General features: G+C 70.9%; 15 protein-coding genes. 5 read left to right on the top strand and 10 right to left on the bottom strand.

The genetic code is table 11. The annotated features are described in order from the left end of the window. Nucleotides 1-500 precede the first annotated feature (500 nt). On the top strand, nt 501-2,018 hold the full coding sequence (locus SANBI_RS02920; protein ID WP_319158766.1) for a GAF domain-containing protein: 1,518 nt from the start codon (nt 501-503) through the stop codon (nt 2,016-2,018). Between the two features lie 157 nt (nt 2,019-2,175). Here SANBI_RS02920 and SANBI_RS02915 read toward each other — a convergent pair whose 3' ends face one another. Then, nucleotides 2,176-3,792, bottom strand: coding sequence for a methyl-accepting chemotaxis protein (locus tag SANBI_RS02915; RefSeq protein ID WP_056136470.1), 1,617 nt, complete (start codon nt 3,790-3,792; stop codon nt 2,176-2,178). A 157-nt stretch (nt 3,793-3,949) separates the two neighbouring features. Next, complete coding sequence (locus SANBI_RS02910) at nt 3,950-5,503, bottom strand: GAF domain-containing protein (RefSeq protein ID WP_319158762.1); 1,554 nt, start codon at nt 5,501-5,503, stop codon at nt 3,950-3,952. Between the two features lie 282 nt (nt 5,504-5,785). Here SANBI_RS02910 and SANBI_RS02905 point away from each other — a divergent pair, with 282 nt between their 5' ends. Next, nucleotides 5,786-6,901 (top strand): GNAT family N-acetyltransferase, encoded by a 1,116-nt coding sequence (locus tag SANBI_RS02905; protein ID WP_319158760.1) that lies wholly within the window; start codon nt 5,786-5,788, stop codon nt 6,899-6,901. A gap of 82 nt (nt 6,902-6,983) precedes the next feature. Here the strand turns inward: SANBI_RS02905 and SANBI_RS02900 are convergent, their stop codons facing one another. From SANBI_RS02900 to rhaI, 3 genes are all read right to left on the bottom strand, one after another. Continuing rightward, nucleotides 6,984-8,564 carry a rhamnulokinase gene (locus SANBI_RS02900; RefSeq protein ID WP_319158758.1) on the bottom strand — a complete coding sequence of 527 codons (1,581 nt, stop codon included), beginning with the start codon at nt 8,562-8,564 and terminating at the stop codon, nt 6,984-6,986. Nucleotides 8,565-8,766: 202 nt separating this feature from the next. Beyond that, the gene (locus tag SANBI_RS02895) at nt 8,767-10,836 is read right to left on the bottom strand and encodes a bifunctional aldolase/short-chain dehydrogenase (protein ID WP_319158756.1); all 2,070 of its coding nucleotides are present in this window, start codon (nt 10,834-10,836) and stop codon (nt 8,767-8,769) included. 1 nt (nt 10,837) lies between these two features. Further along, nucleotides 10,838-12,013 carry an L-rhamnose isomerase gene (gene rhaI / locus SANBI_RS02890; protein WP_319158754.1) on the bottom strand — a complete coding sequence of 392 codons (1,176 nt, stop codon included), beginning with the start codon at nt 12,011-12,013 and terminating at the stop codon, nt 10,838-10,840. A gap of 170 nt (nt 12,014-12,183) precedes the next feature. Here rhaI and SANBI_RS02885 point away from each other — a divergent pair, with 170 nt between their 5' ends. Together SANBI_RS02885 and SANBI_RS02880 are read left to right on the top strand one after the other, a co-directional pair. Further along, nucleotides 12,184-12,450 (top strand): hypothetical protein, encoded by a 267-nt coding sequence (locus SANBI_RS02885; RefSeq protein ID WP_319158752.1) that lies wholly within the window; start codon nt 12,184-12,186, stop codon nt 12,448-12,450. Then, the gene (locus tag SANBI_RS02880; RefSeq protein ID WP_056136100.1) at nt 12,447-12,797 is read left to right on the top strand and encodes a ribbon-helix-helix protein, CopG family; all 351 of its coding nucleotides are present in this window, start codon (nt 12,447-12,449) and stop codon (nt 12,795-12,797) included. Before SANBI_RS02885 ends, SANBI_RS02880 begins: the two co-directional genes overlap by 4 nt. Nucleotides 12,798-12,848: 51 nt before the next feature. On the opposite strand, the gene SANBI_RS02875 is transcribed toward SANBI_RS02880, so the two are convergent. Together SANBI_RS02875 and SANBI_RS02870 are read right to left on the bottom strand one after the other, a co-directional pair. Further along, entirely contained in the window at nt 12,849-14,507 is a 1,659-nt protein-coding gene (locus SANBI_RS02875; protein WP_319161159.1) for a DNA-3-methyladenine glycosylase 2 family protein, read from the bottom strand. Between the two features lie 56 nt (nt 14,508-14,563). Further along, nucleotides 14,564-15,415 carry an isocitrate lyase/PEP mutase family protein gene (locus SANBI_RS02870; protein ID WP_319158747.1) on the bottom strand — a complete coding sequence of 284 codons (852 nt, stop codon included), beginning with the start codon at nt 15,413-15,415 and terminating at the stop codon, nt 14,564-14,566. Nucleotides 15,416-15,603: 188 nt separating this feature from the next. Between SANBI_RS02870 and SANBI_RS02865 the strand changes: the two genes are divergently transcribed. Then, nucleotides 15,604-16,173 (top strand): GNAT family N-acetyltransferase, encoded by a 570-nt coding sequence (locus tag SANBI_RS02865; protein ID WP_319158745.1) that lies wholly within the window; start codon nt 15,604-15,606, stop codon nt 16,171-16,173. 61 nt (nt 16,174-16,234) lie between these two features. Here the strand turns inward: SANBI_RS02865 and SANBI_RS02860 are convergent, their stop codons facing one another. The 3 genes from SANBI_RS02860 to SANBI_RS02850 all read right to left on the bottom strand — a co-directional run bounded on the left by SANBI_RS02860 (nt 16,235) and on the right by SANBI_RS02850 (nt 18,425). Next, complete coding sequence (locus tag SANBI_RS02860) at nt 16,235-16,684, bottom strand: hypothetical protein (protein ID WP_319158743.1); 450 nt, start codon at nt 16,682-16,684, stop codon at nt 16,235-16,237. A 246-nt stretch (nt 16,685-16,930) separates the two neighbouring features. After that, nucleotides 16,931-17,746 (bottom strand): potassium channel family protein, encoded by an 816-nt coding sequence (locus SANBI_RS02855; protein ID WP_319158741.1) that lies wholly within the window; start codon nt 17,744-17,746, stop codon nt 16,931-16,933. Nucleotides 17,747-17,927: 181 nt separating this feature from the next. Further along, on the bottom strand, nt 17,928-18,425 hold the full coding sequence (locus tag SANBI_RS02850; protein ID WP_319161157.1) for an AAA family ATPase: 498 nt from the start codon (nt 18,423-18,425) through the stop codon (nt 17,928-17,930). Nucleotides 18,426-18,443: the final 18 nt, after the last annotated feature.

The following is an 18,443-nucleotide window of genomic DNA, read 5'->3' as shown; positions in this document are numbered from 1 at the left end:
GGAGATACCAGCCGATGACCATGAAGGTCGACGTCAACGACCCGGATATCACCATCCCCACGAAGCAGATCGTGGCGGCCCGCGAGCTCCAGAACTCGCCGTCCGTCGATGCTCCGCTCATCGCCCCACCTTGCTCCAGAACCCACCAGCAGCCCGACCCACCTCACCCTCTGCGGGCAGGCCCCAGGGCTGATTCAACAGATGCTCGGTCAGCAGAGGTGATCGAAGAATAGGACCTCTCCCTGAGGAGCTCGGCACCAGCCGTGGGTGAAGTTGCAGGTCAGCACCGAGTTCAGCGCTCTTCCCAGTCGAGGCTCTCGTGAGGCAAGAGCCGACCGCATGTCCGTCGCGGCCCTCACCGCATGACCACCCACCCCAGTCCCTCATGAACGCCCCGCGCCGCCCGATGAGACGCACACGCCAGCGTGGCGCAAGGGGGCGACCTGACTCGAGGAGTCGTCATGTGGGGATCGCGCAGATCAGCTCGAGAGCTGGATGCCGTGCGGGCTGAGCTCGTGCAGTCGCAGACCGACCTGAACGCCGTCGGGCTGGTGCAGGAGCGTCTCGCCACGACGCGGGACAGCTCGGCTGCGGCACTGGTCGCGCTCGAGGTCGTGCGCGAGGCCTTCGGCTGGACCTACGGCTCGTACTGGTCGGTGAGCGCCGAAGACTCGACGCTGCACTTCGTCGCCGAGTCCGGCGCGGCCTCTGACGACTTCCGGGCTGTCACGCGCAGCGCGACCTTCGCCCGGGGCGTCGGGCTGAGCGGACGGGCGTGGGCCGCCGACGAGATGATCGCCGTCCCAGACCTCGGCGACCTCACCGACTGCGTCCGCGCACCCGTCGCCCAGCGGGCAGGGATCCGCTCGGGCGTCTGCTTCCCGCTGCGCGTCGACGGGCGGACGGTCGGCACGATGGACTTCTTCACCGAAGAGGTCCTCGACCTCTCCCCCGCCCGGCACCGGGCGCTCACGGTCATCGGCACGCTCGTCTCCCGCACGCTCGAGCGCGTGGTGCAGGGCGAGCGCCAGGCGTCGGCGGCGCAGGACACCTCAGCCACCTCCGCAGTGCTGCGCGAGGTGACGACGGCCCCGAGCGCCGACGTCGCCCTGGCCCGGGCGCTGCGCACCATCCGGGAAGGCTTCGGCTGGGCCTACGGCTCGTACTGGGCCGTCGACGGGACCGACCAGAAGCTGCACTTCTCCCAGGAGTCCGGCACCGTCGGCTCCGCCTTCCGCGAGGTGACGCAGTCGGCGTCCTTCGCCGAGGGCGTCGGCCTCGCGGGGCGCACGTGGCGCCAGCGCGACCTGCTGTTCGTCGCGGACCTCGCCGAGGTCACCGACTGCGTGCGCGCCCCTGTCGCGCAGAAGGAGGGCGTGCAGTCAGGGGTCTGCCTGCCGGTGATCGTCGACGGGGTGGTCGTCGGCACGATGGACTTCTTCTCGACCTCCCGCCTCACCCTGTCCGAGGGGCGCGAGGCCGCCCTGCGCGACACGGTGTTCCTGCTCGGGCAGGCGCTCGAGCGCTTCGCCGACGCCGACAGGCTGGCGACCGCCGGGCAAGAGCTCGTCACGTCGATCGAAGAGGTCGAGCGCAACGTCCTCTCGGCGACGGGCGTCGCGACCGAGGGGCAGCGGCTCGCGCTCGAGGCCGACGAGGACATCGCACGGCTCAACAGGTCGAGCGAGGAGATCGGCGACGTCGTCAAGACGATCCAGACGATCGCCGCGCAGACCAACCTGCTCGCGCTCAACGCCACCATCGAGGCAGCCCGCGCCGGCGAGGCGGGCCGCGGGTTCGCGGTCGTCGCGAGCGAGGTCAAGGACCTCGCGAACGAGACGGCCCGCGCCACGACCCAGGTGCAGGGCCGGGTGGACGCGATCCAGAGCCAGGCCCAGTCGGCCGTCTCGTCCCTCGCGCAGATCCGCGACGCCGTCGAACGGATCAACGAGACGCAGCACGTCATCGGCTCGGTCCTCACCGAGCAGGCGTCGGTGACGCGCGCGATCCTGCGCTGACGCGCTGGTTGCCGCACCGAGCTGCGCCTCCGTCGAAGTCGCACCGTCCCGACCGAGGTCGCACAGACACGCCGGACCGCCGCTCTGAGGCGGTCTGTCTGGCGCGTCCGTGCGACCTCGCGGCCACGCGTGCGACCTCGCGACCCGGCCGTGCCGGTCAGTACGTGAAGGTCGAGACCGAGGCGCGCAGCTCGGTCGCCATCCGGGCGAGCTCGTTGACCGCGACGGTCGTCTGGGCGAGCGCCTGCGTGGTCGAGTCGGCGGCGTCCGAGACCCCGGTGATGTTGCCGGCGATCTCGCCCACCCCTGTCGAGGCGTCGGCCACGTTGCGGCTCATCTCCGTCGTCGTCGCGGTCTGCTCCTCGACCGCCGAGGCGATCGTCAGCTGGTAGTCGTTGATCGACGAGATCACGCCGGTGATGTGCTCGATCGCGGACACGGCACCCGCCGTGTCCGACTGGATGGTCTCGACGAGGCGTCCGATCGACTCGGTCGCGCGGGCCGTCTCCTGCGCCAGCTCCTTGACCTCCGAGGCAACCACCGCGAAGCCCTTGCCGGCCTCACCAGCACGCGCGGCCTCGATGGTCGCGTTGAGGGCCAGCAGGTTGGTCTGCTCGGCGATGGTCGTGATGACGCGCACGACGTCGCCGATCTCCTGGCTGGACGCCCCGAGCTGGGCCACCGAGCCCGTCGCGCTGGCTGCGGCAGTCACGGCCTCGCCAGCGACCCGGGCGGCGTCGTTGGCCGACTGGGAGATCTCCCGGATCGACGCACCCATCTCCTCAGCGCCGGCTGCGACGGTCTGCACGTTGCCCGAGACCTGGAGCGCCGCTGCCGACACGACCCCGGCCTGAGCGGAGGTCTCCTCGGCACCGGCCGAGATCTGCTGCGAGCTCGCCGAGAGCTCTTCCGACGCGGCGGCGACCGAGTCGGAGGACCGCACCACGGTGCTCATGACCTCGCCGAGCCTGCGGGTCGCGACGTCGAGCGCGGCGCCCATCCGGCCCATCTCGTCACGAGAGGTCAGACCGGAGGTCTGGGTGAGGTCACCCTCGGCCAGGTGCTCCGCGACCCGCTGCACGGCGACGGCGCTCCGCGTGATCCCACGGGCGACCAACCAGCCCAGGGTCAGCGCGAGCAGCGCACCGGCGATCAGGATGACCACCGAGACGGTCCGCTGCTGGACGTAGCTGTCGCGCGAGGCCTCGACGGCCTCGGAGGCGCGGGTCCGCTCGGTCTCGACGAGGCTCGAGATCTGCTCGTTCATGGCGGTGGTCAACGGGCGAGACTGCTCGTCGTTGGCCGCTGTCCAGCCCTCGATGTCGCCGGCGATCGCGAGGGGTCCCATGACGTCGCGCTGGACCGTCAGGTAGGCGTCGATCGTCGTGGTGAGCTCGGCGAGGGTCTTCTCGCGCGCGGCGTCGAGCGGGGTCGCTGCGTAGAGGCCCTCGGCCTCCTCGAAGGCCGCCTCGGCGTCGTCGAGCTCGGTCAGCTTCTCACGCGTCTTGTCGGGGTCGAGCGCGAGGATCGCGTCACGCGAGCGGAGCCGCATGTCGTTCATCGCGAGCTCCATCTCCGAGGCGTGGAGGACACCGAGCACGTTCTCCTCGTAGAGCTGCTCGGTCGTGTCGGCCGAGGCTGACAGGGCCTGCAGCCCGACCAGGCCGATGACGATGGCGACGACTGTCGCGATCGCGACCACGCCGAGGACCTTGACGCGGACGCTCAGGTCTTCGAGCCGGGCTGCTGCGCGCTTCTGCGGGGGGATGCTCATGGTGCTCTCCGTACATCTCAGGGGACCCTTCAGATCGACCCCGGTCTTCACTAATTGAGGTTTCAACTATGTGAGTCCCGTCCCACGGCCCCCTGCCACCCGGGACGGGTCTCCCTCCGGACGGCACGGGGCAGCTCGCCCCGCACCCCCGCGGCCCTCAGTCGAGGATCGCGCGCGTGACCGCAGCCTGCTCCGTGAGGACGCCGCCGATGGTCGCCTGGGTCTCGTTGATCTGACCGACGGCGTCGCTGATGCTCGTCAGCGACCCGACGACCTCGTCGACCAGCTCCTGGATCGCGGAGATCCGCTGCCCGACCTCGGTCGTGGCCCGTGCCGTCTCGTTGGCGAGGTCCTTGACCTCGTTGGCGACGACGGCGAACCCGCGGCCCGCCTCACCGGCCCGCGCGGCCTCGATCGCCGCGTTGAGGGCGAGCAGGTTCGTCTGCGCGGCGATCCGCCCGATGACGTTGACCACTGTGCCGATCTCCTGCGAGGACTCACCGAGCCGGGTGACCTCGTCGTTCGCGCGCTCCGCGAGGAGACGCCCGTCGGTCGCCACACGGGTGGCCGACAGGACGTTGCGCTCGACCTCGTCGATCGACGCGACGAGCTCGTTGCCCGCAGTCGTGAGGCGGTCCGCAGCCTCGATGCGCTCGAGGGCCTGCCCGAGGAGGAAGGCCGTGTTGCGCAGGGCCTCTTCACGGCCGGCAGAGATGGTGAGCGTCGAGGTGACGAAGAAGTCCATCGTCCCCACGACGGTCTCGCGGACGAGGATCGGCAGGCACACCCCGGACTTCACCCCGGCGCGCTGGGCGACGGGTGCGCGCACGCAGTCGGTCACCTGCGCGAGGTCGCGCACGTAGACGAGGTCTCGCGTCTTCCACGCCCGCCCCGCGACGCCGACACCCTGGGCGAAGGACGCCGCGCGCGTCACGGTGCGGAACTCTTCGCCGACCTGGCCCGACTCCTGGCCGAAGCGCAGCACCTGGTCGGCCTCGTCGATCTGCCAGAAGGACCCGTAGTCCCAGCCGAAGTCACGTCGGATGGTGTCGAGGGCGCGCGACAGCGCGGCGTCCCTGGAGGTCGCGACAGAGACCTCGCGCAGCACAGAGCTCACGGCGTCGACGTCCTGCTTGTCGAGGGCCTGCCGCTCGGCGACGACGACCCTCTCGAGGGCCTGCGACACCAGGACGCCGATGCTGCGCAGCGTCTCGACGCGCTGGGGCGAGAGCGCGAGGACCTCGGTCGCGAAGAAGTCCATCGTCCCGGCCACCTGACCGTCCTCGTAGAGGGGGAAGCAGATGCCGCTGCGGACGCCGACGCGCTGGGCGGCGGGCGCCCGCACGCAGTCGCGGAGGTCACCGAGGTCTTCGACGACCACGAGGTCGCGGGACTTCCACGCACGACCGGACAGACCCACGCCCTCACGGAACGAGGCCGTGGCCGTCACGGCACGGAACTCCTCGCCGACCGAGCCGGACTCCTGGGCGAACTCGAGCACGGGCTCGTCCTCGGCGATCCGCCAGTACGAGCCGTAGGCCCAGCCGAACTGCTCGCGCACGACGTCGAGGACGCGCTGCACGGCGTCGCCAGGCTCCCGGCTGCGCGCGAGCGCCTCGACGACCGCGGTGACCGCGTCGGTGTTCTGGCGCGCCTCGGCGAGCGCCAGGCTCGCGTCGGCTGCCGCGTGTGTCCTTCTCAGCGTGAACATGATGGTGCTCCTCTGGCGCCCTGCGGCGCAGCGTCGGTCGTTCTTCGGTTGAAGTGACCCCCTCCGACAAGTTCATCGGCTCGCCTGGCTAGTAGTTTAAGTTTTGAGCACTGTGAGGAAGGAGATGCTCCCCCGCCTTGCGAGCCGCCAGAACTCAGCGATGATGGGCACCGCGGTGGGGCCCGGCGCCGTCGTGTCACGTGACCAGAACGTGAAGATGAGCACACGCCGGGCAGGCCCTACGGCACCGACGACGGACCTCCCGCCGCGTACCGTGGACCTGTGACTGTCCAGCCCGAGACGACCGCGTCGTCGACCGCCCAGCCTGCCCCGGCGCAGGCTGGCCTCGGCACGCCCTCCGCCCCGACCGCAGCAGCCACCGACACGTCGTCGGCCTCGGCTGCGTCTGCGCCGTCCACCCCCACAGTGCCCGACTCCGGTCAGGCAGCCCCCGCCGCGCCTGCCGCACCCGCGGTCCCCGCCGCGCCGATCGCCTCGGCACGCGGCACGCTGCACCACGTCGAGATCTGGGTCCCCGACCTCGAGGAGGCCCGCGCCACCTGGGGCTGGCTGCTCACCGAGCTCGGCTACTCCCCCTTCCAGACGTGGGACACAGGGTTCAGCCTGAGGCTCGGCGGGACGTACCTGGTCTTCGAGCAGTCCGCCGCGCTGTCCTCCTCCGAGCACGACAGGCTCCGGCCCGGTCTCAACCACCTCGCCCTGCACTCGGGGTCGCAGGCTCGCGTCGACCGTCTGTACGCAGCTGCGCAGGAGAAGGGCTGGACACCGCTCTTCGCCGACAGGTACCCGTGGGCCGGCGGCAAGCCCTCCGACGGACGCCCCGGGCACTACGCAGCATTCCTGCAGAACTCCGCGGGCTTCGAGGTCGAGCTCGTCGCGGCCCCGGCAGACGTCGTGCTGCGCCCGATCATCTCGGCTGACATCGACGTGTTCTTCCGCATGGAGCAGGATCGCGAGGCCAACCGGATCGCGGCCTTCACCGTCAAGGACCCGACCGACCGCGGCCGCTTCGACGCCCGCTGGAAGATCCTGCGCGAGGACCCCCAGGTCACCGCCCGCACGATCCTGGTCGGCGGCCGTGTCGCCGGCAGCATCATGACCTACGTCGAGGACGACGAGCACGAGCTCACCTACTGGATCGGCCGCGAGTACTGGGGCCGGGGTGTGGCGACCAAGGCGCTGCGCGCGATCCTCACCGAGGTGACCGACCGACCGATGCACGCCCGCACCGCCAAGGACAACGTCGGGTCGCTGACGGTGCTCAAGCGCTGCGGCTTCGAGGTGATCGGTGAGGACTCAGGCTTCGCCAACGGCCGCGGCGAGATCGTCGAAGAGTTCATCCTCGCGCTGCGCGACCAGCCCGTCCAGCAGGGCTAGGCCGCCCCGCCGGGCTGGCGGCCCTCCGGACTGGCGAGCGCTTCTGGGCTCGCACCTGCCTCGAGGCCCCTCAGCCGAGTGGTCAGGCGTCGACGGCCCCGAGCACAGCCCCGACGAGCCTGGCCTCCGCGGCGGCCCAGTGCTCTGCGGCGAGACTTCCTGCCCCTCCGCCTCCCGGCACGTACCTGCGCAGCGGGACGCCGCGTGCTCCGACGGCGCGCAGCCCAGCGAGGTCCCCGCTGAGGACACCGGCCGCACGGGCCTGCACGAGGACGTTGCCCAGCGCCGCCCCCTCGACAGGTCCCGCCACCACAGGCAACCCTGTCGCGTCGGCGGTGAGCTGGCAGAGCAGCTCGTTGCGCACTCCCCCGCCGACCATGTGGACGACGTCGACGTCACGCCCTGACAGCTCGCCCGCCTGGCGGACGGCACGCCTGTAGGCGACGGCGAGCGAGTCGAGGATGCAGCGGACGGTCTCGGCCTGCGACTGCGGTGGGGTCTGGCCGGTCCGCTCGGCGGCGGCGGCGATCCTCGCGGGCATGTCACCGGGGGCCAAGAACTCCGGCGCGTCCACGTCGACGACCGTGGTGAGCGCCGGGACGAGCGCCGCGGCGGCGAGCAGGTCGGGCAGGTCTGCGGGCAGACCTGCCGCGTTCCACGTGCGGACGGATTCCTGGAGCAGCCAGAGACCCATGACGTTGCGCAGGTACCGCACGGTCCCGTCGACGCCGAGCTCGTTGGTGAAGTTGGCCTCGCGGCTGGCCTCGGAGAGGACCGGCGCGTCGAGCTCGAGCCCGACGAGGGACCATGTGCCGCACGAGACGTAGGCGAAGTGCTCGCTCGTCGCGGGGACGGCCACCACGGCCGAAGCCGTGTCGTGCGACCCGACGGCGATGACCGGGACCCCGGCAGGCGCACCGACGGCGCGGGCGACGTCATCGGCGAGAGGCGCGACGACGGTCCCGGGCTCGACGAGCGCCGGGAGCAGACCGTCCGCACCGAGGAGATCGGGCAGCGACGGGAAGGCGTGGCGCAACGCGCCGACGAGGGTCGTGGACCACTGCCGAGACCTCACGTCGAGCAGACCGGTGGTCGACGCGTTCGTCACCTCGGCGACCCGGCGACCGGTCAACCAGGCTGTCAGCAGGTCGGGGACGAGCAGCAGCGTGCGGGCCGCGTCGAGCTGCGCGGACCCGGCCGCGGCCACGAGCTGGAACTCGGTGTTGAAGGGCTGGGTCTGCAGACCGTTCACGGCGTAGTGCTCGCCCGAGCCGATCTCGTCGAAGACCCGCGCCGGGACACCGTCGGTCCGAGAGTCTCGGTAGTGCACGGGGTTGCCGAGCAGCGCGCCGTCGGCGTCGAGCAGGCCGTAGTCGACAGCCCACGAGTCGATGCCGACGCCGCCGAAGACGTCGCCGCGCGCCTGGGTCTCGCGGACCGCTGCGCGCAGCCCGTCGAGGATTCCCTGGTGCAGGCGCAAGATGTCCCAGTGCAGGGTGCCGTCGACCTCGACGGGCCCGTTGGGGAACCGCGTCACCTCGTGCAGCTCGACCCGGGTCTGGCTGCCGTCGAGGGCGTCTCCAGGGATCACCCGCCCGAGGATCACGCGACCGCTCGAGGCCCCGAGGTCCACGGCCGCGAAGGCCGTCGTCCGTCTCTCCACGTCACTGCACCTTCCACGATGCTGATGCCCGCCGGCGCGCCGTGCGCGGGCGGTGCGCACGGCCTCGGCCGTGCGGGGCGCGGACCCGGGCTCCGCTGCCCGGGTCCGCGCGGTGCTGTGCTGTCGTGCTGTCGTGCTGTCGTGCTGTCGTGCCGTCGTGCCGTCGTGCCGTCGTGCCGTCGTGCCGTCGTGCTGCTGATCGTCAGCGCAAGAACGCCGCCGCGACACCCGAGTCGACCGGCACGTGCAGACCTGTCGTCTGGCTGAGGTCCGGCCCGGTGAGGGCGTAGACCGCTGCTGCGACGTGCTCGGGGAGCACCTCGCGCTTGAGCAGCGTGCGCTGCGCGTAGTACGCGCCGAGGTCTTCCTCCGCGACGCCGTAGACCGCAGCCCGCTTGGCTCCCCACCCTCCGGCGAAGATGCCCGAGCCACGGACCACGCCGTCAGGGTTGACGCCGTTGACCCGGATGCCGTGCTCTCCGAGCTCGGCCGCGAGCAGCCTCACCTGATGGGCCTGGTCGGCCTTTGTCGCGGAGTACGCGATGTTGTTGGGCCCGGCGAAGAGCGAGTTCTTCGACGCGATGTAGACGATGTCGCCGCCCATCGCCTGGGCGATCATCGCGCGCGCCGCCTCACGGGCGACGAGGAAGGACCCCTTGGCCATGACGTCGTGCTGGAGGTCCCAGTCCTTCGCGGTGGTCTCGAGCAGCGGCTTGGAGATCGACAGCCCGGCGTTGTTGACCACGAGGTCGACCCCACCGAAGGCGAGCGCAGCCTCGTCGACGAGGGCGGCGACGTCGTCCTCGCTCGTCACGTCCGCGCGGACGGCGACAGCGACGTCGGGACCGCCGAGCTGGTCGGCCACCTCCTGCGCACCCTCGAGATTGAGGTCGGCGATGACGACGCAGGCCCCCTCGGCCGCGAGACGCTCGGCGATGGCCCGGCCGATGCCCGAACCGGCTCCGGTCACGAGCGCGACGCGCGTAGCGAGCGGCTTCGGCGCGGGCATGCGCTGGAGCTTCGCCTCTTCGAGGGCCCAGTACTCGATGCGGAACTTCTCGGCCTCGTCGATCGGAGCGTAGGTGCTGATCGCCTCGGCGCCACGCATGACGTTGATCGCGTTGACGTAGAACTCGCCCGCGACGCGCGCGGTCTGCTTGTCCTTGCCGAAGGAGAACATGCCGACGCCCGGCACGAGCACGATCGCGGGATCCGCCCCGCGGATCGCCGGAGACTCAGGCGTCGCGTTCCGGTCGTAGTAGCCCTGGTAGTCCTCGCGGTACGCCGCGTGCAGCTCGACGAGGCGCGCGGAGATCTCCTCGACGGTCGCCGAGGACGGCAGGTCGACGACAAGAGGCTTGACCTTGGTGCGGAGGAAGTGGTCGGGGCAGCTCGTGCCGAGCGCCGCGAGCTCGGCGAGACGCTCACGGGCGAGCAGGTCGAGGACCACGTCGGAGTCGGTGACGTGCCCGACCTGCGGGGCGTCGGTCGACGCGAGACCGCGGATCACCGGGGCCAGCCTCGCGGCCTTCGTCCGGCGCTCGGCCGGGTCGAGGGCCTCGTAGCCGGGGACGACAGCCCCGAAGGGGTGCTTGCCCTCGGTCGCGAGCCTCTCGGTGCGCTCGCTGATGAAGGCCTCGGCTGTCGCGACGATCTCGAGGCTGCGGGCCTCGGCCTCGTCGCTCGTCTCGCCCCACGCGGTGATGCCGTGCCCGCCGAGGATGCAGCCGATCGCCTGCGGGTTCGCGTCCTTGACCGCGGCGATGTCCAGGCCGAGCTGGAAGCCGGGGCGGCGCCACGGCACCCACACGACCTTGTCGCCGAAGCACTCAGCTGTGAGGGCCTCGCCGTCGGCGGCCGTCGCGAGGGCGATACCCGAGTCAGGGTGCAGGTGGTCGACGTGCGCGGCGTCGACGAGGCCGTGCATCGCGGTGTCGATCGACGGCGCGGCACCGCCCTTGCCGTGCAGGCAGTAGTCGAAGGCCGCGACCATCTCGTCTTCGCGGTCGACGCCCGGGTACACGCCGGTGAGGGCGCGGAGCCTGTCGAGACGCAGCACGGCGAGGTTCTTCTCCGTGAGGGTGCCGAGGTCTCCGCCCGAGCCCTTGACCCAGAGCAGCTCGACAGGCTCGCCGGTGACGGGGTCGGTCTCGGTGCCCTTGGCGGAGGTGTTGCCACCGGCGTAGTTGGTCGTGCGGGGGTCGGCGCCGAGGCGGTTGGACCGAGCGACGAGGTCGGCCGCCGGGGTCGTGGTGCTGGGGGTCGTGGTCATGTCAGGCTCCCCATCCGGCCTGCGCGCCACCGACGCGCTCGGCCACGATCTTCTCGGCGTAACCGGAGGCCGCATAGGCGGCGAGCGGGTCCGGGTGCAGGCCCTGCTCTTCGCGCAGACCGGCGAGCAGCGGTCGGACGTCGGTGTTGTAGGCGTCCATGAGGGCACCGTTCGCACCGAGCACGTCACCGGACTGCTGGGCTGCATCGAGCGCAGCGGTGTCGACGAGGAGCGCCTTGGCCGTGGCCTCCTGGACATTCATCACCGAGCGGATCTGAGCGGGGATCTTGGGCTCGATGTTGTGGCACTGGTCGAGCATGAAGCTCACGCCCGAGTCGGGGGCGAGCGCCCCGGCGGAGACGATCTCGTGCATGATCCTGAACAGCTGGAACGGGTCCGCGGCGCCGACCATGAGGTCGTCGTCGGCGTAGAAGCGCGAGTTGAAGTCGAAGGCGCCCAGGCGCCCCTGGCGGAGCAGCTGCGCGACGATGAACTCGATGTTGGTCCCCGGCGCGTGGTGCCCGGTGTCGAGGACGACCACGGCCTGCGGGCCGAGGGCGAGGCAGTGCAGCAGCGCCGTGCCCCAGTCCGGGATGTCCATGGAGTAGAAGGCCGGCTCGAAGAACTTGTACTCGATGACGAGGCGGTGCTCGGGGTCGAGGGCCGCGTAGATCTCGGCGAGCCCCTCGGCCAGGCGGTCCTGGCGGGCGCGCAGGTTGTCCTGGCCCGGGTAGTTGAGGCCGTCGGGCAGCCAGAGCTTGAGATCGGTCGAGCCCGTCGCGCGCATGACGTCGACGCACTGGAGGTGGTGGTCGACGGCCTTCTTGCGGACGATCGGGTCCGGGTGCGTGAGCGACCCGAGCATGTAGTCGTCGTCCTGGAAGAGGTTCGAGTTGATCGCGCCGATCTCGACGCCGAGGTCCTTCGCGTGCGCCGACAGCGCGGCGTAGTCGTCGGTGAGGTCCCACGGGATGTGCAGGGAGACACGCGGCGCCGTCGCCGTGTATCGATTCACCTGCGCAGCGTCCGCAATCTTCTCGAAGGGGTCGCGAGGGACACCCTCCTGCGCGAAGACCTTGAACCTGGTCCCGGAGTTGCCGAAGGCCCAGGACGGCAGCTCTATGGTCTGCGCGAGCAGCGCCTGGCGCGCGTCGGCGCTCAGTTCAGCGTGTGACATCTGGCTCTCCACCTCGTTGTGAATCGTTTCAAGAGAACTGTACGGAGCAGGTAGCGGGCACGTCAACCGCCCACATCGGGGCGACGGCTGCTCCCGATCCCGGGATCTCCGGGCCCGTCTAATTTTGGTGGACACAAATACGGTGTCATGGGACGATCGCTGCTACGGCGATGACGTGGGCAGACAGCGCTGGCGAGCACGACATCCCGCAGGACGAAGCGCTCTACGCCATGCTCTACGCCCACGCCTTGTACGACGACTTCGAGGACCCTCGCCCAGGGCACGACACGAGCCCGCGGCTCTACATCGGACCTAGCCGCTTCGGCACGTTGGAGGTCATGGTGAACATCACCCCGCCGGGTGATGTCCGTGTCTTCCACGTCATGAGGCTCCGCGAGACAACTCGCACCACCGTTGGATATGAGGAGGAGCTATGAGCGAAGAGACTGACCGGCAGCTGGCTCAGTGGGCTGAGTCCGGAGTCACCACCCCTCGACGTGCCGTCACCGGACCGCAGGCCAGCGCGGAGGCGCGCGCCATGCTCGAGGCAGCAGGACTTGACGTCGCGGCCGTCGAGCGCAGGGTCGGACGACCCCGCCTGGACGGCGAACCCCCCAGACCGCACGGCCAGCGTTCGCCCCGCATCAACGTGGCGGTCAGCGACCAGACCAACCAGGCGATCGAAGAGGTCCGGGCCAAGCTCGGTCTCAGCCGGAGCGACCTCGTCCGCAAGGCGCTCGACGCCTACCTGGCTGAGGCGTCGGATCTCGCTCACGCCTCCTAGAGCCTGCTGCGAGCTCCTGTCGGCTCGTCCACGACGGGCCCTTCGCCCCGCCTACCTCTCGCGCGCTGCCCCTGCGCTCGGCCCGGACGCCGCACCCACGGACCGGGCCTGCGAGGACGCGCGCCAGAGATACATGACCGCGTAGGACCGCCACGGCGCCCACCCCTGGGCCCGAGCCGCCAGGACCCGGTGCTCTGACCGACCAGCGCTCTGCGGGCCGAGCAGCCCGACGGTCCGCGCACCGGAGAGCAGGGCGACGTCACCGTCCAACCAGGTGTCGGGGTCGCCCAGGACGCGCATCGCGACGTAGGACGCTGTCCACGGGCCGACCCCGGGCAGGGCGAGCAGCGCCTTGCGCACCGTGGCGGCATCGACGCCGACGTGCAGCTCGAGGTCTCCGTCCACGAGCGCACGAGCAGCACCGACCACGGAGGCGATCGAGCGTGCGGGCAGCCTGAGCAGCCGCTGAGGGTCGAGCGGCTCCCCCGCGACAGGGAGAGGCACACCGTCGAGGATCTGCTCTGGCGTCGGGAACAGCCTGTCGAGCCCCGAGAAGGTCGAGGCGCAGGGCGAACCCAGGGCCGCGGCGAGCCTGCTGAGATGCGTCCGGGCCGCAGCGACCGAGATCTGCTGGCCGACGAGCGCCCGGACGAGGATCTCCTGAGGATCGACGGTCCCGGGCGCCCTGGTCCCTGGTCGCTCTGCGACGAGCGCGCTGAGCGCACCGTCGGCGGCGAGGGCTGCGTCGATCGCGGACGGGTCTGCGTCCAGGTCGAGCATCCGTCGCACCCGGGCGACCGCCGGGCCGACGTCGGACAGAGCGATGAGCTCGAGCCGCGCACGGACCCGCCACGTCGCGTCTGCGGTCTGCTCTGCCAGGACCTCCACAGCCCCGGGGCCGTGCGGCAGGTGGAGCGTCCGTGCGTACCTCAGGGTCCCGTCGGCCAGGACCCCTGCCGACTCGACCCCCTCGACAGCCCTGTCGGCCAGGAAGGACAGCACCCCTGGCGCGTCGAAGGGCTGCCGGACGGGGAGGTCGACGTCGAGCCGGATCGACTCCCGCCCAGTCACCTGCGACGAGCCGTTCGTGGTCTCCGAGGCCCGCGCGCGGGCGCGGGCGCGGAGGTCGCTGGGCCGTGCCGCGAAGACCAGCTGGACCGTCTCGTTGAACTGGCGCACCGAGCCGAACCCGGCCGCGAACGCCACCTGGGCGATCGCGAGGTCGGTCCCCACCAGCAACGAGCGTGCCGTCTGGGCGCGCTGCGCACGGGCGAGGGCCGCCGGGCCCGCCCCGAGCTCGGCCACGAGCAGCCTGTGGACGTGCCTCGGTGTGTACCCGAGCCTCGTGGCGAGCCCGTCGACACCCTCACGGTCCACGACCCCGTCGGCGATCAGCCGCATGGCACGGCCTGTGAGGTCACCGCGCAGGTCCCACTCGGGCGTGCCGGGCGTCGCCTCGGGCAGACAGCGCCGGCACGCCCGGAACCCAGCCTCGTGAGCTGCCGCCGACGACGTGTAGAACGTGACGTTCTCGGGCTTCGGGGTACGCGCAGGGCACGAGGGGCGGCAGTAGATGCCCGTCGAAGACACCGCGGTGACGAACTGCCCGTCGAACCTCACGTCCCGGGCGTCGATCGCGGTGTAGCGCTCGGCGAACTGCGGGTCCCCCAGCGAGCAGGCCGGCCCGTTCGCGCCCGGGGGTGCCGTCACGGTGCGACGGCCTCGAGAGGCCGGCGCGGCTCCGCGCTCGTGGTGGTGGTCGGTCCTCACGCATCTATCGTCGCCCCTCGGCGAGCCTGGCTCGACGCCCGCGTGAGCAGCCCGTCGACGTACCCGTAGTCGAGCGCCCCGGTGAGACCGTCGTAGGTCCCGGTGGCGAGCAGCTCGGCCGTCGCGTCCCGGACTGTCGTCATCGCGGCCTGCGCGACCGAGGATCCCAGGCTCGCGCGGGCCACGCCGAGCCGGCCGAGCCCTGCCACGTCGAGCGCGCCGGGTCCGACCATGACGTTGAACGGCACCTGGACCGCCCCGGCGAGAGCAGCGATGGTGTCGGCGTCCACCACACCGGGGACGAAGATCCCGTCGGCGCCGGCCTCGACGTACGCAGCCGCCCGGCGGACGGTCTCCTCGAGACGCTGTGCCGGTGCGACGGCACCGGTCAGGTAGACGTCGCACCGTGCGTTGACGAACAGGCCGACGCCCATCTGGTCCGCGGTCCGGCGCGCGACAGCGACCCGCCGGGAGAGCTCGTCAGGTGACCTCGACCCGTCTTCGATGTTGATGCCCACGGCTCCTGCCTCGATCACCGCGCGGACCGTCTCGGTGACGTCGCCCGTGCTGTCCGGGTACCCACCCTCGATGTCCGCCGAGACCGGCACGTCGACCGCCGAGGCGATCGCGGCGAGCACGGACACGGCCCGCGCTCGGTCCAGACGATCACCGTCGGGGACACCCTGAGACCAGGCGACACCGGCGCTGGTCGTCGCGATCGCCGGAGCGCCGGCGTCCTGGGCGGCCAGAGCACTCGCGACGTCCCAGACGGTGACGAGCGCGAGCGGGCGGGCAGGGGTGTGGAGGGAACGGAAGAGATCGGCACGGTGGCTCTGTGGGAGGTTCATGCGTGCAAGTACATCGGCCCTGGCCTTCGGTGTCTGGCGGTCATCGGACACCACCGTCGGCAGCACGGGACGCGATGTGCCAGCCCCGCCGGTCTTCCGCGGACGCTCCTCGCGGGACGTGCTGCCGACGACACCTCGGGGCACGAGACGCCTGCGGCCCCGTCGCACGCGGTGGTTAGGGTGACGGCATGGGACCCACCGATCTGGCCGTCGAGCAGGGCACGCCTGACGATGTCACCGAGGCCGTGGCTCTGCTCGACGGAGCGAGGCGCTGGCTGCACGACCGGTCGATCGACCAGTGGCGGCACGCCATCCCGGCTGAGGTCGTCCTGGGGGACGCCGAGCGCGGCGCGCTCTTCGTGGTCCGCGACCAGAGCGGGTTGCAGGCGATCATCACCGTCACCGACCACGACGCAGAGACCTGGGACACCGACACCGCCCCGGCCCTCTACGTCCATCGTCTGGCCGTGGCTCAGGCGAGCCGCGGTCGCGGCCTGGGGCACGAGCTCTTGAGCTGGGCGTCAGCCCGCGCTGCCGACCAGCGCAAGACCTTCGTGAGGCTCGACTGCGCCGACGACAACCACGGCCTGCGACGCTTCTACGAGTCCCAGGGCTTCCAGCACGTGAGAGACACGACCGTGACAGCCCCGGGCAGCACCAGAGTCCTAGGATCGAGCCTCTACCAACGGGCTGTGGCCTCGCCCGACCGCGGCCCGGGCCGTCACGGCGATGGGAGGTCGGACGCCCGAAGGGCCTGACGTCCTGGGACGAAGATCCCGTTCGCATCGGCCTCGGCCGGGACCGCGTCCGTCGAGAGACCTACAGCGAGGTCCAGAGATAGAGGCCGTCTCCGCGCCGGTGGGCCAGGACCGCAAGATCGATGACCCGACGGACGAGGTCTGACGCCTCGGGCTCGGCGAGGTCGATGTCCTCCAGTGCGCAGAACGACGCGATGACAGCGTCGATGCTCACGCTCACCGTGGGGTCGGCGTCGAGCGCGGGGAGCTCTGCGCAGGCCGCGACCACGGCATCGGGGACCTGCGACAGCTCGTCGAGCTCGAGGTGGACAGGGTGGAGCTCTGTGTCGATCCCACCCATGCCGACCGCCCTGGCGACGATCTCACCGAGGACCTCCAGCTCGAGGTCCGTGACACCCGTCGTCTCGAAGAGGTCACCGACCGGGGTCGGCGGGCGACCCTCGTCGTGCGCCCTGGCGCGAGACATGGCGTGCTCAGGTGATGCGGTGAAGATCTCAGTGAGGATGGACATGCCGACAGGCTACTGCTCAGACCGGAGCCCGTCCGGCGGTCCTGGCCGCGGCCATCGACCGCGGCCAGGCCGCAGGCTCGATCAGCCTCTCGACGAGACCGAGCGAGGGGCACGGGTTCGGAGGTCAGCCTGGTGCGCCGTCAGACCAACGTCTCGCAAGCGATGTCTTGCGAGACGTCTCGTCGGGCAGCTGATGCTGGCCCCCACCAGAAGACGTCTCATCAGGCCCGATGGCGGAAGTGACGGTTACGCAGGAGAGAGTGGGCCGAGCATGCCTGCCGAGTCAGCATCCTGCCCCGGGGCACCAAGGCGCCCGGGCGCCCGCGGCGGGGAGGGGTCGCTGGCAGCCCCAAGCGCATCGCGGAGCAAGGTCTCCAACGACGCGACCTGGGCTGAGAGGTCTGTGACCTGCGCCCTGGTGGCCGCCTGCTCGGCCTCGTTCGCCTCAGTCACCCGCTCGACCGACCACGAGGCGAGGGTCGCCGTTACGACACCCAGCAGGGCGATCCCTCCGACCATCAGGACTGTTGCCACCACCCGCCCGGTCGCAGTCGTCGGGTAGGTGTCGCCGTACCCGACCGTCGTCATGGTGGTCACCGCCCACCAGAGCCCGTCAACGAACCGGGTGATCGTCGCCCCCGGCTGGCCCCGCTCGGCATCGGTGATCGCCAGAGCCCCGCACAGGACCAGCAGGGCCGTGCCGCCAGCCGCGTAGGTCACCACCCGCCCGCGCAGTCCCTGCGCCCCCGTGCGGTTCAAGACTGACAGCAGCGTGACGAGTCGGAGCAACCGCAGCGGTCGCAGCAGCGGGAGCACCAGCACGAGAAGGTCGAAGAGATTGCCGAGGAAGAACCGTCGCCGGTCTTCAGAGACCATCAGGCGCACGGCGTAGTCCACACCGAACATCGCCCAGGTCAGCGCGACCGCACCCGACGCGAGAGCACGGACACCCTCGCTCACCGCGGGCCAGATGATCGGGATCGCATAGGCCACAAGGAACAGCAGCGCCCCGACCGTCAACGGTCCCTCGGACCAGCTCTCCCACCGCTCACGTCGCGACACTCGCACAGTCTGCCAGGTCGGTCGCCACCGACGTCGCCACCAAGACTCGGATCTCATGGGGATTCCGGCTGTCGTAGTTGTCAGTTGCGAGACACACGAGAACACCACGGACGACCGGAAGGCTCGACGAAGGCGGCGAGCAGACACCGGTCGCCAACCTGCTGGGGCTTCGAACGCTCCCCTACCGAGCAGCCCCTGCCCCGCTCAGCCTCAGGATGGTGTCGACGACCTCCGCCACCGGCAGGGTGGCGTCGACCGCGATTCCCGAGGTCGGCACGTCCTCCTGCGTCTGGTGCAGACGGAGGATCAGCTCTCGTTCCTCAGGTGCGTGACCCCACTCGTCGCGCGGGCGCCCGTCCAGCCGTCGGACCAAGGTCTCGGCGTCGACCGTCAGCACGAAGACCCCGTCGAGATCGTCGACGAACGCAGCATGGTTGCGCGATCCGCCGCAGAGGAACGTCACCGGAGCACTGTCGTCCGCGAGGAGGCGCCTCACCGCCGCCACGTCCCAGATGTGGTGCTCATGGTCGCTCGTGCTGGTGGGAGCCCCCGTGATCGGGTCTCCCTGGTACGCCAGCTCGCGGTCGCCGTGGATGGCGTGGTAGCCGCGTCGCTGCAGCTCCGTGCAGACCGCGGTCTTGCCAGTCCCGGAGACGCCCTCGACCAAGAAGTTCTTCATACCCACGTCGGCCAGGCT

It is taken from the genome of Sanguibacter biliveldensis (genome assembly GCF_033798665.1).
GTDB lineage: Bacteria > Actinomycetota > Actinomycetes > Actinomycetales > Cellulomonadaceae > Sanguibacter > Sanguibacter inulinus.
Note: the sequence above shows the minus strand (reverse complement) of the source record. Positions and strands in the feature narration are given on the sequence as shown.

Coding starts and splice junctions, on each gene's coding strand:
- SANBI_RS02915 (WP_056136470.1), bottom strand. CDS start 3,792: ATGAGCATCCCCCCGCAGAAGCGCGCAGCAGCCCGGCTCGAAGACCTG.
- SANBI_RS02910 (WP_319158762.1), bottom strand. CDS start 5,503: ATGTTCACGCTGAGAAGGACACACGCGGCAGCCGACGCGAGCCTGGCG.
- SANBI_RS02895 (WP_319158756.1), bottom strand. CDS start 10,836: ATGACCACGACCCCCAGCACCACGACCCCGGCGGCCGACCTCGTCGCT.
- rhaI (WP_319158754.1), bottom strand. CDS start 12,013: ATGTCACACGCTGAACTGAGCGCCGACGCGCGCCAGGCGCTGCTCGCG.
- SANBI_RS02885 (WP_319158752.1), top strand. CDS start 12,184: ATGACGTGGGCAGACAGCGCTGGCGAGCACGACATCCCGCAGGACGAA.
- SANBI_RS02880 (WP_056136100.1), top strand. CDS start 12,447: ATGAGCGAAGAGACTGACCGGCAGCTGGCTCAGTGGGCTGAGTCCGGA.
- SANBI_RS02870 (WP_319158747.1), bottom strand. CDS start 15,415: ATGAACCTCCCACAGAGCCACCGTGCCGATCTCTTCCGTTCCCTCCAC.
- SANBI_RS02865 (WP_319158745.1), top strand. CDS start 15,604: ATGGGACCCACCGATCTGGCCGTCGAGCAGGGCACGCCTGACGATGTC.
- SANBI_RS02860 (WP_319158743.1), bottom strand. CDS start 16,684: ATGTCCATCCTCACTGAGATCTTCACCGCATCACCTGAGCACGCCATG.
- SANBI_RS02850 (WP_319161157.1), bottom strand. CDS start 18,425: ATGAAGAACTTCTTGGTCGAGGGCGTCTCCGGGACTGGCAAGACCGCG.